Raw genomic sequence first — 14,347 nt, 5'->3', positions numbered from 1 at the left:
GGAATGGAAGGGCTGTGCGCTGCCGCTCCCCTTCTCAGGCCGTGGGCTTTTGCGTCTCGCCCCGGCCCCGCATCGCCTTGGTGAGAGGGGTTGCGGCGAGGTGCGCCAGGAGGATGATGACGGCTCCGAGGACGAGGCCGAAGACGCCCGCGGCTGCCGCGGAGACCAGCCATTCGAGGGTGCCCCCGAGAGCCGGGACCGCGTGGGCCGCAATCTCCGCCGCGTCGTGGACGGCGTGCGCCAGGCCCCCGAGGCCGTATTCCTCCAGCTCGTGCAGGATGATGCCGCCGCCGACCCAGACCATGGCGGCGGTGCCCACGATGCCGAGGATCTTCAGCAGCACCGGCATGCCCCTCACCAATCCGCGCCCGAAGGCCTTCGTGAGGGGGGAGAGCGTCCGGTCGGCGCCGGAGGGTGGCCTGCCCGGGGCGGCCCGGCCGAGGAGGCGCGAGACGGGGCGGTTGCTGGCGGCCATGGCGACGCCCGCATCGTCGGCCTTCACGATCAGCGCCACGCCGCCATAGACCAGGGCGGTGATGCCGATGCCCACCACGGCGAGCACCAGGGCCTGCATCCAGAAGGTCGCCGTGGGCACGGTGGCCAGCGTGATCGCCATGATCTCGGCGGAGAGGATGAAGTCGGTCTTGATCGCCCCGCTCACCTTCTCGTCCTCGACGCTCTGCGCCGTCGGGATCGCCGCGCTGACCTGCGCCTCGTGGTGCTGGGCATGATGCGGAAACAGCGCCTCGAACACCTTCTCCGAACCTTCGTAGCAGAGACAGGCCCCGCCGAGCATGAGCAGCGGCGTGATCGCCCAGGGGGCGGCGAGGCTCAGCACAAGTGCGGCCGGCAGAAGGTAGAGCAGCTTGTTCCTGAGCGAGCCCACCGCGATCTTGCCGACGATGGGCAGTTCCCGCGAGGCGGCGAAGCCGACCACGTAGCGCGGCGTCACGGCGGCGTCGTCGATCACGACGCCCGCCGCCTTCGCCCCCGCCTTGGCGGCCTGCGCCGTCACGTCGTCCAGCGAGGCCGCCGCGACCTTGGCGAGGCCCGCGATGTCGTCCAGCAACGCGATCAGGCCGATGCTCATGAGTGCTCCCGTCGAATTTGTCTGGTGCAGAGCTACAGGGTTGCTCCCGGTCCTGACAACGTCTGGGGATGGGTTTGGGTGCTATGTCCACCGTCATCCGGCCGTCATACGACTGGCGCATGACGGCCCCGCTGACCTCAACGTCCTAGCGGGGATACAATGCACCGTTCTCTCACCATCGGCTCGCTTGCCGCCCTTCTCCTCTCCGGCACGGCGCTCGGCGCCTCCGCGGCGGAATATTTCGACCGCATCGCCAGCTTCCCGATCACCGCCAACCTTCCGGCGGATGCGGACCAGAAGGGCGAGACGGTCGCCGAGATCATCTCCGCGAGCGAGGACGGCAAGCTCCTGGTCTATACGGACAGCCCGCGCAATGCGCTGGGCTTCATCGACATCGCCGATGCCGCGCAGCCGAAGCCTTCCGGCATGCTGGCGCTCGGCGGCGAGCCTACTTCCGTGAAGGTTCTGGGCGGCAAGGCCCTGGTCGCCGTCAACACCTCCGAGAGCTATGCCAAGCCTTCGGGCAAGCTGGTGCTCGTCGATCTCGCGACCCGCAAGATCGCCGGCGAATGCGCGCTGCCGGGCCAGCCGGATTCGATTGCCGCCCATGCGGGCGTGCTCGCCATCGCCATCGAGAACGAGCGCGACGAGGACCTGAACGACGGCGCGCTTCCGCAGATGCCCGCAGGGTCGCTGGTCGTTGCGCCGCTCAAGGGCGAGGCTGTCGATTGCGCGAGCCTCAAGACCGTCGACCTCACCGGCCTCGCCGCCACCGCGGGCGAGGATCCGGAACCTGAATTCGTGGACGTCTCCTCCGAGGGCAAGATTGTCGTGACCCTGCAGGAGAACAACCACATCGCCGTGGTCGATGGACGGACCGGCAAGGTCGAGGCGCATTTCTCCGCAGGCCAGACCGACCTGAAGAACATCGACACGAAGAAGGACGGCAGGATCGCACTGACCGACTCGCAGAGCGGCGTCCTGCGCGAGCCCGATGCGGTCCACTGGATCGACGCGAACCGCTTCGTGACCGCCAACGAGGGCGACTGGAAGGGTGGCGCGCGCGGCTTCACCATCTTCAACAAGGATGGCTCCGTCGCCTACGAATCCGGCGCGAGCCTGGAGCATGAGATCGTCGCGCTGGGCCACTATCCCGACAAGCGCAACAAGAAGGGCGCGGAGATCGAAGGCATCGAGGTGGCGCGCTTCGGCAACGACAATCTCATCTTCATCGCTTCCGAGCGCGCTTCGGTCGTCGGGGTCTATCGCGATGCAGGCGCCGAGCCGCAGCTTGTGCAGGTTCTGCCGACCGGCGGCGGGCCCGAAGGCCTCCTCGCGATCCCGAGCCGCAACCTCTTCGTCGCCACGAGCGAGGAGGATCTGCACGGCGACGGCGGCGCTGCCCCGCATGTCATGATCTACCAGCGCACTGACCGCGCCGCTCCGGCCTATCCGACGATCCGCTCGCAGAAGAACGCTGAAGGCCTTCCCATCGCCTGGGGTGCGCTCTCGGGCCTTGCCGCCGACAAGGCGCAGGCCGGCAGGCTCCATGCGGTCACGGACAGCTTCTACAGCGGCGCGCCGCGCATCCTCACCATCGACGCCACGCAGAAGCCCGCGCGCATCACCGGCGAAGCCCTGGTGACCCGCAACGGCGCTGCGGCCGAGAAGCTCGATCTGGAAGGCATCGCCGTGGCCTCCGATGGCGGCTTCTGGCTCGCCTCCGAGGGCAACCCTGCGAAGGAGATGAAGAACCTCCTCGTCAAGGTCGATGCGAAGGGCGCGATCCAGGAGGAGATTTCGCTTCCCGCCGATCTCGAGAAGGGCGCGAAGAATTTCGGCCTGGAAGGCGTCACCGTCACCGGCTCGGGCGCGGACGAGATCGTGTGGCTCGCCGTGCAGCGCGAATGGGCGGATGACGGCAAGAGCGTCGTGAAGCTCCTCGCCTACAAGCCCGCGGACAAGAGCTGGGGCGCGGTGCACTACCCGCTCGACAGCACGGAAGTCAGCTGGATCGGGCTGTCCGAGATCACCGCTGCGGGCGACCGCGTCATCATCATCGAGCGCGACAACCAGATCGCCGAAAAGGCGAAGGTGAAGAAGCTCTATGCAGTCTCCATGAGCGACATGAAGCCCGCAGGCCTCGGCGGCGAGCTGCCGCTGGTGAAGAAGACCGAACTGCGCGATCTCATGCCCGACCTGAAGGCTCCGAAGGGCTACGCCCTCGACAAGGTCGAGGGCTTCACGATCGACGCGGCGGGCGACGCCTACATCGTCACCGACAACGACGGCGTCGACGATTCTTCGGGCGAAACGCAGTTCCTCAAGCTCGGCAAGCTCTGAGAGACGCAGTGAGCTGAATGCGAATGAGGGCCGCTCGATGAGCGGCCCTTTTTCGTGGAGGCTTTGAGCGGACCGCCTGTCTCACTCTCGAGAGAGGGAATGGCCATGGCGAATCCACACCCTTCCTGTCGTCCCCGGCGGCTCAAAGAGCCGGGAAGGGGATCCATGGCGGTGCGGGAGAGCGGATTCCCTTCCCCTCCGCTGCGCTTCGGCCGGGAATGATGGGCGCGACAGGAGCTCTCCTCCCTCACAGGCCCCGGGCTTGCCCGGGACCTGCTTGCTCTTGCGCAAGTCGGGCATGAAGGACGCGACCGAAGCCCTCCTCCCCCTTGTGGGGAGGAGTTGGAGGTGGGGGTGCTGGCGCTAAACTGAACAAGCGTGGCGCTCACACCCCCACCCTTGGCCCCTCCCCACAAGGGGGAGGGGAATGGGCGGCTGCCACCCTCGCCGTCATCCCCGGCCTGTTTCGCCCGGCGTCTCCCACAGCCCTCATCCTGAGGAGCGAAGCGTCTCGAAGGACGAGGGCGTCTCCCGTGCGCGCTGGAGCATCCTTCGAGACGCCGCTTCGCGGCTCCTCAGGATGAGGACGGAGGGATGAGGATGGGGGAGGAAGCGGAGAGGCTGGGCCGCGGAATGTTCTCATTTTGTCCTCGACTGTGGGGACAAGCTTTGCTATAACCTGCATCAGATCTGCTCCACGAGGGGCGCGTCTGCTCCACGAGGGGCGCGCTCGCGAGGCGTCGCAAGATGTGGGAGCAGGCACGGTCCTGCGGGAGGGCGATACGCACGCGCTCCCGACGGGAGGCCAGTCGCATCCGGCAACGGGTGATGGACCGCCTAAAAAGCCGTGCGCGAGGGGCCACCCGGCTCTTTCCATCTCACCCATTTCTGAGCCGGACGCCTCTCGCGCGCCCTCAACCTTTCAGGCTCGGAGCCCATCGGCTCCGGGCCCGAAGGTGCTGCTCCAACGCTCTTTGAAAGCCCGTGACATCCCGTGCGGTGTCATCCCGACGGCCCGGGAGGTCCGCCGCACGATGAAGGTTTCGGCGCAGGAGAGCGGCGATCCGGCATTGCTTGCGATTATTGGGAAGCAGCCCCGGAGGGCTGGATGGTCTTCGAGGGCGACATCCGCGCGCCGCCGACCATCTTCATGTCCTGGGCGATGGCGGGGATCGTCAGCGTGACGGCGGGAGCTGCGAGAGCAAGGACAGCAGTCAGGCAGGCGATACGAAGGGTCATGGAATCCATCCCTGATTGGGTTGCGTTGGATCCCGGCGCTCGGCCGGGACCGAAGGTTCAACCTTCAGGGCGGTTACCCTGCATGCGGCGCGGCGGATGCAGGGGCCTTGTTCACGTGAGCGTGAGGATGGGCAGGGCCGTCAGGCCGCGAAGACGGTGGGCCCCTTGAGATAGGCTTCCGTGCGGTCGAACTCGATCTCGACGTCCGGCGCATCCAGCTCGGCGAGCTGCACCAGGGCAGGCTCTTCGGGCAGGGGTTCGGACGCTAACGGGGCATGGGGATCGGCAGCAGGCAGGGCTGTGGAGGCGAGCCTGTTCTCTGCTTCGTCCTCCTGATGTTCGGGGCGACGCGGAATCATGACACATCCTCCTTGTGACCGATGCCGATTCTCGGCGTCATCCGTGTCGCAAATGGGGCGCCGTTGCCGTGTCGGCGATCACGGATTCGTTGCGGCACAAGAATTTTGCGCTACAGGGCGGGAGCTTCGCGAACGGGAGAAACTCGTTGGGATTTGTGGAAGAGGGAAACGTCGGGCTGAGGCATCCGATGCTTCAGACGCAGCTGCGTCCCAGGGCGTTGAGCCCCTCGTCCAGAAGGTCGGCCAGGTTCGGAATGCCGATGAGCCAGTCCGCGGTGGGAAGGGAGCTCGAGGCCTCCCGCTCCTTGGCAAGGCGCACGGCAGCGCCCCATTCCTCGGGCTCCATATCGCCCCGGCCGATGAAGACGAGCGCGATGAGATCCGCCCGCTCGTCGTCATTCAGGCCTGAGATCACGTCGCGAAGCTCCTCCTCCGTTGCGTCATCGGGAGAAGAGGTCAGCGCGTCCAGATTGCCGTCGTCGATGGGGTTCGAGCCCGAGGCCGGATCGGTGGGGCCTTCCTTCACGTCGATGGCCCTGGCGTGGAGAATGATTTCGCAAACCTTGTCGAGCGCGATATCCATGGAGTTCCTCGGACTTTTGTACGGTGCTGTGTCAGGGAAACCCTCAAATCCGGTTTCGGTTCAGCTTCGGCTCAGCTTGCCTCCGATAGAGCATCATCCCACGGCCTGCTCCTGCGACGAAATTCATGAGGCGCAAAGGGGCGAACGTGATAAAGCAGCGCCATCCCCAACAGCGATTCGATCATGTCCGGACTAGAGATCCTCGGCTTCGCCGCCGCCATTCTGACGACCGTGTGCTGGCTGCCGCAGGCCCTCAGGACCATCCGCACCAAGGACACCAAATCCCTGTCGCTGGTGACCCAGGGCGCCTTCACCCTCGGGGTCGGCCTGTGGCTGGTCTATGGCGTCCTTGCCGGAAACGCGCCGATCATCTTCGCCAATGCCATCACTTTCGTGTTGGTGGCGCTGATCCTCGCCCTGAAACTGCGTTATGGCTGATAGCAATCTCATGCAGAAAGATCGCCATGCGCCGGATTCTCTCCCTTTGCCTGCTCGGTATCGCCCTTTCCTTCGGGCTTCCGGGCGACGCTGTCGCGCAGGCTGCGCAGCGCTCCGGGGCTTTCAAGCTTGCCCCGCAACGCCCAGGCGAGGTTGACGTCTATATCCTCTCCTTTGGGCTCTGGGGGCCTGAGAGCGTCTTCGAGAGCGAGGCGAAGGGCGCGGCGCGCATCCTGGAGGCGCAGATCGGCTCGAAGGGCCGCACCCTCGTTCTCTTCAACGGCAAGCGCCGTTTCGGAGCCAAGCCCGCCTCCATCATGGCGGCTGCGAAGGCAGCGGGACGGGCGCTCGATCCGGCAGAGGATGTCGCCGTTCTGGTCCTGACCTCCCACGGCACACCGGAGGGCATCGGCGTGGTTGCAGGAAAAGACGAGTGGCTGATGACGCCCGAAGACGTAAGGACCGTCCTCGACGAGACCAGAGCCCGGAACCGGGTCGTGATCGTCTCCGCCTGCTATTCCGGCATTTTCGCTGAGAAACTGGCCGACGAGCGCACCCTCGTCATCACCGCCGCTGCCGCCGACAAGCCGTCCTTCGGCTGCGAGGACGGGGCGACCTGGACTTATTTCGGCGACGCCTTCTTCAACAAGGCCCTGCCCGGCAAGGTTCGCCTCGATGCCGCCTTCGAGGAGGCCCGTCGCCTCGTCACGCAGCGCGAGGAGCGGGAGGGGTTCGATCCCTCCAATCCGCAGATGGCCGGCGGGTCCGAGGTTCTGGAGCGCGTTATCACGGCCTGCGCTGCTCCGCCGGTGCGGCAAGCCTGCCGATGCGCTCGACCCAGCGCTGCAACCGCCGTCTGTTGACCCCGAGGTCCGACCGGCCGAGCTGACTGCGTGAATAGAGGGCCAGCGTTGACCGGTCTTCGTCCAGCCCGATCACCTGTGCAACGACCGTATCGGGAAAGCGCCAGAACCGCGTCCGGACGAGATAGCGGTCCTGCTCCGTACCCGACTGCACGAGAGTCGTGTTGGGTTCCGAGGAGGCAACCTCTGCAAGGACGGCACGCAGGCGCGCCGGCGGTACCGGAAAAACCGGCGGCTCGAAATCCGGCTTCGCTTCGGGGCAGAAATCCCGCGGGCAGGCGAGGGCATCATTCGGGTTATGGCGGCGCCTGAGGGTCGCGAAGTCGACCGGCCCGAGATCCGGCGAGCCGGCTGTGCTCTGCCAGACCCTGTCGAGGGTCGCCTCCCAGGTGCGCCAGAGGCCATAGCCCAGGCCAAGTCCTGTAAGGCCCGCCATCGCCGCCTTCGGCTTCTTCACCATTCGTCCGCCTCTCCATCACCTTGACACTGGCGAAGGGGAGAATAGGGCAGGTAGCGCTTTCATCCTACCTCCTGCGGTGACCTTCCCATGAATCCCCACACTGCGCCGATTGCGATGCTGATCGCCTCGAACGTCTTCATGACCTTCGCGTGGTACGGACATCTCAAATACAAGGCGGCCCCGCTCTGGATCGCGGTGATCGCGAGCTGGAGCATCGCCTTCGTCGAATACTGGTTCGCCGTGCCCGCCAACCGCATCGGCTCGGCCGTCTATTCGGCGGCGGAGCTGAAGACGATGCAGGAGGTGATCACCCTCCTCGTCTTTGCAGGCTTCTCGGTTCTCTATCTCAGGGAGCCGCTCGGCTGGAACCATCTCATCGGCTTCGGCCTGATCGCCGCCGGGGCCGCTTTCATCTTTCAGGGGCGCTGAAGCCTCATTCTGCGGGCCTGACCCGCAGGATCCGGCCCTGGGGCGAATCCGTCAGCAGATAGACGAAACCGTCCGGACCCTGGCGCACGTCGCGGATGCGCTCGCCCAAATTCTGCAGCATGCGCTCCTCGCCGGTTACCTGATTTCCGCTGGTCTCCAGTCGCGAGACAAGCCTGCCCGCAAGCGCGCCGATGAGGACGCTGCCACGCCAGGCCGGGAACTTGTCGCCCGTGTAGAATGCCATTCCGGAAGGAGCGATCGAGGGATCCCAGTAATAGACCGGCTGTTCGAGCCCGGGTTTGGCCGTGCCCTCGCCGATCTTCGCGCCGGAATAGTCGACGCCGTAGGTGATGACCGGCCAGCCATAGTTCCGGCCCGGCTTCGGGATGTTGACCTCATCGCCGCCGCGCGCGCCGTGCTCGACCGTCCAGAGTTCGCCCGTCGACGGGTTCAGAGCGGCGGCCTGCACGTTGCGGTGGCCAAGTGACCAGATTTCAGGCTGCACGCCCTCCCGGTTGAGGAATGGATTGTTGGGCGCTGCCCCACCGCTGGGCTGGATGTGAACGATCTTGCCGATGTGGTTCTGCGGGTTCTGCGCTTGGTTTCTCAACTCATACCGGTCGCCCACGGTGACGAAGAGGTTGCCCGCACGGTCGAAGACAAGGCGCGAGCCGTAGTGATTGCCGCCCGTGTGGGCCGGCTCCTGCCGGAAGATGACCCGTGTATTCTCAAGCGCTGTTCCGTCCTGGCTCAGGCGGCCCCGCGCCACGCTGGTGCCCGCCCGGCCTCCGCCCCGATCCTCGGCGAAGCTTAAATAGACGAGGCGGTTCTTGGGAAAGTTCGGATCGAGGGCAACGTCGAGAAGCCCCCCTTGGCCGCGGGCCGCGATCCGGGGCAGCCCTGAAATCGGCTCCGAGGCCTGACCGTCGGCCGAAATGATGCGCAGGCGCCCGGGTCTCTCCGTGACCAGCATGCGGCCGTCGGGCAAAAAGCTCAGGCCCCAGGGATTCTGGAGGTTACGCGCCACCGTTTCGACGATCACTTCCGCCTTATCGGTGCGAAGGCGCTGGACATCCTGGGCAAAGGCGGAGGGGGATACTGCGAGCGCCAGGGCACAGGTCAGGGCGAAGCGAAGTCTCGGCATGGGGTCTCTCCGGATGGGTTTCCGAAGAGCTAACCTCGTCGCCGGAGGCGTCAAGCTTACCGCCGTTCACTCAGGCGTTACTGCTGGGAAGAGAGGTGGACGGGGCCCGTATCCTCTGCCGACAGGGCCTGGGTCGCCGCCATCACGGAGACGGTCGCAAGGCTCATCAGCACGATCAGGGCCAGCGAGCGCCGGCTTTCCTGTCGGGGGTCCAGCCGATGAGCCCGGAACGCCACGTGGTTGGCACTTCTCCCACAGTAGGCTTTCATGGCTCTTCCTCCGGCCGCCAAGATGACCTGTGGAAGAAAAACCTTCCTGAGTCACGAAAGTTCCGGCCGGGAGCGAAGCTTCTGCTTTGAGATGCCCCGTTAAGTATTTGTGTTAACGAGTGTTAACGCTTTTCGCGTTCTTAGGGCAAAAAATGGCCGGGGCGAAGCCCGGCCATCCTTTCCGTGAGGCAGGTCCTAAGGGGTTATTCGGCCTTGATGCCCGCAGTCTTGATGATGTCGGCCCAGGTCTCGATCTCCTTGGCAAGGTAGGGTTTGAAGGTCTCAGGATCGCGCACGTTGAGGGTGAAGCCGAGCTTGGTGATGCGCTCCTTCACGTCCGGTTTGTTCAGGATGCCGATGATCGTGGTCGACAGCTTGTCGAGGACCGGCTTCGGGGTGTTAACCGGGGCGAAGAAGGCAGCCCACGATTCTGCATCCGCATTGGTGATGCCCTGCTCGCGCAGGGTCGGCACGTCGGGCGCCTGCGGGTTGCGCTGGGGGCTCGCTATGCCGATGGCGCGCATCTTGCCGGCCTGGAACTGGGCGAGGACGCTCGGCAGGGTGGAGTTCGACACGTCGATGCGCCCGGCGGTGAGTTCCGTCACCAGGGGAGCAGCGCCCCGGAAGGGGACATGGGCCATCTTCGTGCCCGTACGGGTCATGAAGAGCTCGGTCGCCAGATGCGAACCGGAGCCGACGCCCGTGGAGCCGTAATTCAGCTTGCCCGGATCCTTTTTGGCGAGGGCGACCAGTTCCTGCATCGACTTCACGGGAAGGTCGTTCTTGACCACGAACACGTGCTCGAAAGCGCCGGCACCAGCCAGCGGTGCGAAGTCTTTGATCGCATCGTAGCCCGGTTCCTTGAGCAGGAACATGTTGTTCCCGTGGGTCTGGTTATTGCCGAAGATGATGGTGTAGCCGTCGGGCTCGGCTCTGGCCACGGTCCGGGTGCCGACGGCACCGGAGGCGCCGGCCAGGTTTTCGACGATGACGTTCTGGCCCAGTTCCTTACCCATCTCCTCCGCCACGATGCGGGCGATGACATCGGTCGGGCCGCCTGCCGGGTAGGGGACCACCATCTTGATGACTCGGTCGGGATAGGTCTGGGCGGCGGCGGTGGCGAGCAGCGTCGCTCCCGCGAACAGGCCGAGCGCAAGGCGGCGGGTGATAGAAGCGGTCATCGGCAGGGCGTCTCCTCGAAATCCCATTTCGGATGGGCTGTTTCACTTGCTTGGACGGCACAGGCGGACTAGGGTCCGCCGCCGTCACAATCCCTTCTTAACGCCCCGACCGGAGGATTCCCATGGGCTTTTTGTCTGACGCCCTTTCCCGCATCAAGCCGTCTGCGACCATCGTCATCACGCAGAAAGCGCGGGATCTCAAAGCCCAGGGCCGGGATGTGATCAGCCTTTCCGTCGGCGAGCCGGATTTCGACACCCCCGACAACATCAAGGAAGCGGCCATCGCCGCGATCCGCCGGGGCGAGACGAAGTACACTCCCGTTTCCGGCATCGTGCCCCTGCGCGAAGCCATTGCCCGCAAGTTCAAGCGCGAGAACGGCTTGGACTACAAGCCGTCGCAGACCATCGTCTCCACGGGCGGCAAGCAGGTTATCTACAACGCGCTCCTCGCCACCCTGAACCCGGGCGACGAGGTCATCATTCCGGCTCCCTACTGGGTGTCCTATCCGGAGATGGTGGGCCTGTGCGGCGGCAAGCCGGTCTTCGTCGACTGCACCATGGAGCACAATTTCAAGCTTCAGCCGGAGCCCCTCGAGCGCGCCATTACGCCGAGGACCAAGTGGATCATCCTCAACTCGCCCTCGAACCCGACGGGCGCGGCCTATACCCGCGCTGAGATGAAGGCCATCACCGACGTGCTGATGCGCCATCCTCATGTCTGGGTGCTCACCGACGACATGTACGAGCACCTGACCTACGGCGACTTCGAGTTCGTCACTCCGGCCCAGGTCGAGCCCGGCCTCTATGAGCGCACGCTCACCATGAACGGCGTCTCCAAGGCCTATGCCATGACCGGCTGGCGCATCGGCTATGCGGCGGGCCCTGAGATGCTCATCAAGGCCATGGATTTCGTGCAGGGCCAGCAGACCTCGGGCGCGAGCTCGATTGCGCAATGGGCTGCCGTGGAGGCCCTCGACGGCCCGCAGGATCACCTGCCGCGCTTCAGACAAGCCTTCCAGGAGCGCCGCGACCTCGTGGTCTCCATGCTCAACCAGTCGAAGTACCTGAAGTGCCCGATGCCGGAGGGCGCTTTCTACGTCTATCCGTCCTGCGCCGAGGCCATCGGCAAGACCGCTCCCTCGGGCAAGGTTATCGCGACGGACGAGGACTTCGTCTCCGAGCTTCTGGAGGCGGAAGGCGTAGCGGCGGTGCACGGCTCGGCCTTCGGCCTCGGCCCCAACTTCCGCATCTCCTACGCCACGTCGAATGTGGCCCTGGAAGATGCCTGCCACCGCATACAGCGCTTCTGCGGATCGCTTCGCTGATGGAGTTTCCGCGGACCTTCCACCCGGATCCCGCGGCGGAGCCCTATCGGGCCAATCCCGCCTCCACGCACCGCGTGAAGTTCCACGCCCGTGTCGACTTCACCAATGGCGGCTACGTGGAGGCGAAGGATTTCCTCCTCGAGGTCGAGGGCGACAGCATCAGTCCTGAGCGCTTGGCCGAGATGATCGTCTCGGCCATGAATCTCCTGCGCGCAGGACCCGTGACGATCGCCGCCATGCAGGTTGTGCGACGGGGCGAGCACCAGGACGGGTGAGAGGCCTGTAATGGAGCGAGCCAAGGGAAAAAGGTTGCTGGAACGGCTATTCGAAGGATGCTCACGGTGGCGTCAGATGGCCTGAATGCCCTTCCCGAGCAAACTCCATCATGCGAGCCGCTCGTCAAAAGCAGCTTAGGCTATCACCTGCGGTAAATTTCTAATTTGGGCCGGCAGCCTTATCCTCCCGGTCATAAACCCTCTTGCCATTCCGCAGCGACAGGCAGACCATCGGGTGGACGCGTCCTTGAAGAGCGCGCCAATAATGGGGGCGGGAAGGATGACGTCCTATGGCACCCAACGGCAGACCAGGTTCGGGCCCGCGATGCATCGCCATCGTCGGCCCATTCCAGAGCGGCAAGACCACGCTCCTTGAGGCGATCCTGGAGCGGACCGGCGCGATTTCCCGCGCGGGCCGCGTGTCCAGCGGCGACAGCGTGGGTGATGCGAGCGCCGAGGCCCGCGCCCATGCCATGAGCATCGAGCCCAACGTGGCGACGGTCGATTTCCTGGGCGAGACGATGACCTTCGTCGATTGCCCCGGCTCCATGGAATTCATGCACGAGATGCGCAATGTCGCGCCGGTCTGCGATGCGGCCGTCGTGGTCTGCGAGGCGGACGAGCGCAAGATCCCGGCGCTGGAGATTACCCTGAGGGAGCTGGAGGAAGCCGACATCCCACGCTTCCTGTTCATCAACAAGATCGATACCGCAAGCCAGCGTATTCGCGAGACGCTTGCGCTCCTGCAGCAGGCATCACGCACGCCGCTGCTTCTCAGGCAGATCCCGCTCTGGAAGGACGGAATCGCCGTCGGCTTCATCGATCTCGCTCTGGAGCGCGCCTTCATCTACCGCGAGCATGCGCCAAGCGAAGTCGTGGACCTGCCCGACGACGAGGCCATGCGCGAGCGCGAGGCGCGGTTCGCCATGCTGGAACGCCTGGCGGATTACGACGATGAGCTCATGGAGGACCTGATCTCCGAGATTGAGCCTCCGCGCGACCTGATCTTCGACGACCTCGCGCGGGAACTGAGACAGAGCCATGTGGTGCCGGTGCTCATCGGTGCAGCCGAGCGCGGCAATGGTGTCACGCGACTGCTCAAAGCGCTCCGCCACGAGGCTCCCGGCCTGACCGAAACCCGTGTCCGTCTCGGGCTTCCTAAAGACGGCCCGCCCCTGGCACAGGCTATGAAGACCCTCCACATGGGGCAGGGCGGCAAACTCTCCGTCGCGCGGGTACTGAGAGGAGCCTTCCAGGAGGGCGACACGGTTATCGGTTCTCGCGGCACGGAGGCGCGGATCGGCAGTCTGCTGAATCTGGTCGGCAGCAACACAAGCCGCATCGGCGAGGCGAAGGAAGGCAGCACGGTTGGGTTCGGCCGGCTGGAGGGGATCGCAACGGCGGACAGCTTCTCCTCCGGCAAGATGCGGCCGGATGCGATCGTGTCCTCGCCGCCGCCCGAGCCGGTCTATGCGGTGGCTCTGAAAGTGAGGGACCGGAAGGACGACGTGCGCCTCTCCAGCGCACTCGCCAAGATCACCGAGGAGGACCCCTCGCTTGTCGTGGAGAGCCGCCCCGACATGGGCGAGATCCGGCTGCTCGGACGGGGCGAGATGCACCTGCGGGTTGCCGTGGAAAAACTCGCCTCCCGTTTCCAGGTCGGAGTGGAGACGGCCAGGCCGAAAGTGGCCTATTGCGAAACGATCCGTATGCCGTCCTCCGCTCGGGGCCGTCACCGCAAGCAGACCGGCGGGCACGGCCAGTTCGGCGATGTCATGATCGAAGTCCAACCTCTGCCGAGAGGGGAGGGCTTCGCCTTCCAGGACAAAATCACTGGCGGTGTGGTGCCGCGGCAGTACATCCCCTCGGTGGAGACCGGCGTGCGGGATGCGCTCAAGAGCGGCCCCCTCGGCTTTCCCGTCGTCGACCTTGCCGTGATGCTGACGGACGGCTCCTATCATACGGTGGATTCGTCAGACGCCGCGTTCCAGGCCGCTGCGAGGCTCGCCATCGCCGAGGCCCTGCCGAAGGCAAAGCCCGTGTTGCTGGAGCCTATCCTGGCCGTCGAGATCACCATCCCGAGCGAAGCCCTGTCCAAGGCGACGGGGCTCGTGACCGGTCGGCGAGGGCAGATCCTCGGTTATAACCCGCGGCCCGGCTGGACGGGTTGGGATGTGATCAGCGCCACCATTCCGGAATCCGAGATCGGCGACCTCATCGTCGAACTGCGCTCGGTCACGGCGGGTGTGGGCACCTTCTCGACCCGGTTCGACCACATGGCCGAGCTGAGTGGCCGGCCGGCCGAAATGGTCATGCAGAAGGCGCACTGATCCCTTTGGGCCTGAACGG

15 protein-coding genes are annotated in these 14,347 nt (G+C 65.3%); 7 read left to right on the top strand and 8 right to left on the bottom strand.

The window, feature by feature from the left end; genetic code table 11:
* Positions 1-34 precede the first annotated feature (34 nt).
* A complete protein-coding gene (locus LG661_RS09290) occupies positions 35-1,090 on the bottom strand; it encodes a DUF808 domain-containing protein (RefSeq protein WP_230531602.1) in 1,056 nt (351 codons plus the stop codon).
* 159 nt (positions 1,091-1,249) lie between these two features.
* On the opposite strand from LG661_RS09290, the gene LG661_RS09285 reads away from it, so the two are divergent.
* A complete protein-coding gene (locus tag LG661_RS09285; protein WP_230531601.1) occupies positions 1,250-3,433 on the top strand; it encodes an esterase-like activity of phytase family protein in 2,184 nt (727 codons plus the stop codon).
* 1,080 nt (positions 3,434-4,513) lie between these two features.
* On the opposite strand, the gene LG661_RS09280 is transcribed toward LG661_RS09285, so the two are convergent.
* The 3 genes from LG661_RS09280 to LG661_RS09270 all read right to left on the bottom strand — a co-directional run bounded on the left by LG661_RS09280 (position 4,514) and on the right by LG661_RS09270 (position 5,614).
* The gene (locus LG661_RS09280; protein WP_230531600.1) at positions 4,514-4,672 is read right to left on the bottom strand and encodes a hypothetical protein; all 159 of its coding nucleotides are present in this window, start codon (positions 4,670-4,672) and stop codon (positions 4,514-4,516) included.
* A gap of 140 nt (positions 4,673-4,812) precedes the next feature.
* Positions 4,813-5,031 (bottom strand): hypothetical protein, encoded by a 219-nt coding sequence (locus tag LG661_RS09275; RefSeq protein WP_230531599.1) that lies wholly within the window; start codon positions 5,029-5,031, stop codon positions 4,813-4,815.
* A gap of 193 nt (positions 5,032-5,224) precedes the next feature.
* Positions 5,225-5,614, bottom strand: coding sequence for a DUF3775 domain-containing protein (locus LG661_RS09270; RefSeq protein ID WP_230531598.1), 390 nt, complete (start codon positions 5,612-5,614; stop codon positions 5,225-5,227).
* Positions 5,615-5,797: 183 nt separating this feature from the next.
* On the opposite strand from LG661_RS09270, the gene LG661_RS09265 reads away from it, so the two are divergent.
* A complete protein-coding gene (locus tag LG661_RS09265; RefSeq protein ID WP_230531597.1) occupies positions 5,798-6,052 on the top strand; it encodes a SemiSWEET transporter in 255 nt (84 codons plus the stop codon).
* Positions 6,053-6,078: 26 nt separating this feature from the next.
* Entirely contained in the window at positions 6,079-6,915 is an 837-nt protein-coding gene (locus tag LG661_RS09260; protein ID WP_230531596.1) for a C13 family peptidase, read from the top strand.
* Here the strand turns inward: LG661_RS09260 and LG661_RS09255 are convergent.
* The gene (locus LG661_RS09255) at positions 6,839-7,375 is read right to left on the bottom strand and encodes a DUF1499 domain-containing protein (protein ID WP_230531595.1); all 537 of its coding nucleotides are present in this window, start codon (positions 7,373-7,375) and stop codon (positions 6,839-6,841) included. The two genes, LG661_RS09260 and LG661_RS09255, sit on opposite strands and share 77 nt — an antisense overlap.
* An 87-nt stretch (positions 7,376-7,462) precedes the next feature.
* On the opposite strand from LG661_RS09255, the gene LG661_RS09250 reads away from it, so the two are divergent.
* Positions 7,463-7,804 carry a DMT family protein gene (locus LG661_RS09250; RefSeq protein ID WP_230531594.1) on the top strand — a complete coding sequence of 114 codons (342 nt, stop codon included), beginning with the start codon at positions 7,463-7,465 and terminating at the stop codon, positions 7,802-7,804.
* Positions 7,805-7,808: 4 nt separating this feature from the next.
* On the opposite strand, the gene LG661_RS09245 is transcribed toward LG661_RS09250, so the two are convergent.
* The 3 genes from LG661_RS09245 to LG661_RS09235 all read right to left on the bottom strand — a co-directional run bounded on the left by LG661_RS09245 (position 7,809) and on the right by LG661_RS09235 (position 10,398).
* The gene (locus tag LG661_RS09245; RefSeq protein WP_230531593.1) at positions 7,809-8,948 is read right to left on the bottom strand and encodes a PQQ-dependent sugar dehydrogenase; all 1,140 of its coding nucleotides are present in this window, start codon (positions 8,946-8,948) and stop codon (positions 7,809-7,811) included.
* A 77-nt stretch (positions 8,949-9,025) separates the two neighbouring features.
* Entirely contained in the window at positions 9,026-9,217 is a 192-nt protein-coding gene (locus tag LG661_RS09240; RefSeq protein ID WP_230531592.1) for a hypothetical protein, read from the bottom strand.
* Between the two features lie 203 nt (positions 9,218-9,420).
* Positions 9,421-10,398: a Bug family tripartite tricarboxylate transporter substrate binding protein gene (locus tag LG661_RS09235; RefSeq protein WP_230531591.1), complete on the bottom strand. Its 978-nt coding sequence runs from the start codon at positions 10,396-10,398 to the stop codon at positions 9,421-9,423.
* Positions 10,399-10,520: 122 nt separating this feature from the next.
* Between LG661_RS09235 and LG661_RS09230 the strand changes: the two genes are divergently transcribed.
* From LG661_RS09230 to LG661_RS09220, 3 genes are all read left to right on the top strand, one after another.
* Positions 10,521-11,723: a pyridoxal phosphate-dependent aminotransferase gene (locus LG661_RS09230; protein WP_230531590.1), complete on the top strand. Its 1,203-nt coding sequence runs from the start codon at positions 10,521-10,523 to the stop codon at positions 11,721-11,723.
* Positions 11,723-11,998: a hypothetical protein gene (locus LG661_RS09225; protein WP_230531589.1), complete on the top strand. Its 276-nt coding sequence runs from the start codon at positions 11,723-11,725 to the stop codon at positions 11,996-11,998. The genes LG661_RS09230 and LG661_RS09225 overlap by 1 nt, the downstream gene beginning before the upstream one ends.
* A 290-nt stretch (positions 11,999-12,288) precedes the next feature.
* Complete coding sequence (locus LG661_RS09220; protein WP_230531588.1) at positions 12,289-14,328, top strand: elongation factor G; 2,040 nt, start codon at positions 12,289-12,291, stop codon at positions 14,326-14,328.
* The last annotated feature ends 19 nt before the right edge of the window (positions 14,329-14,347 follow it).

The organism is Microvirga roseola, assembly GCF_020866965.1.
Taxonomy (GTDB): Bacteria; Pseudomonadota; Alphaproteobacteria; order Rhizobiales; family Beijerinckiaceae; genus Microvirga; species Microvirga roseola.
Note: the sequence above shows the minus strand (reverse complement) of the source record. Positions and strands in the feature narration are given on the sequence as shown.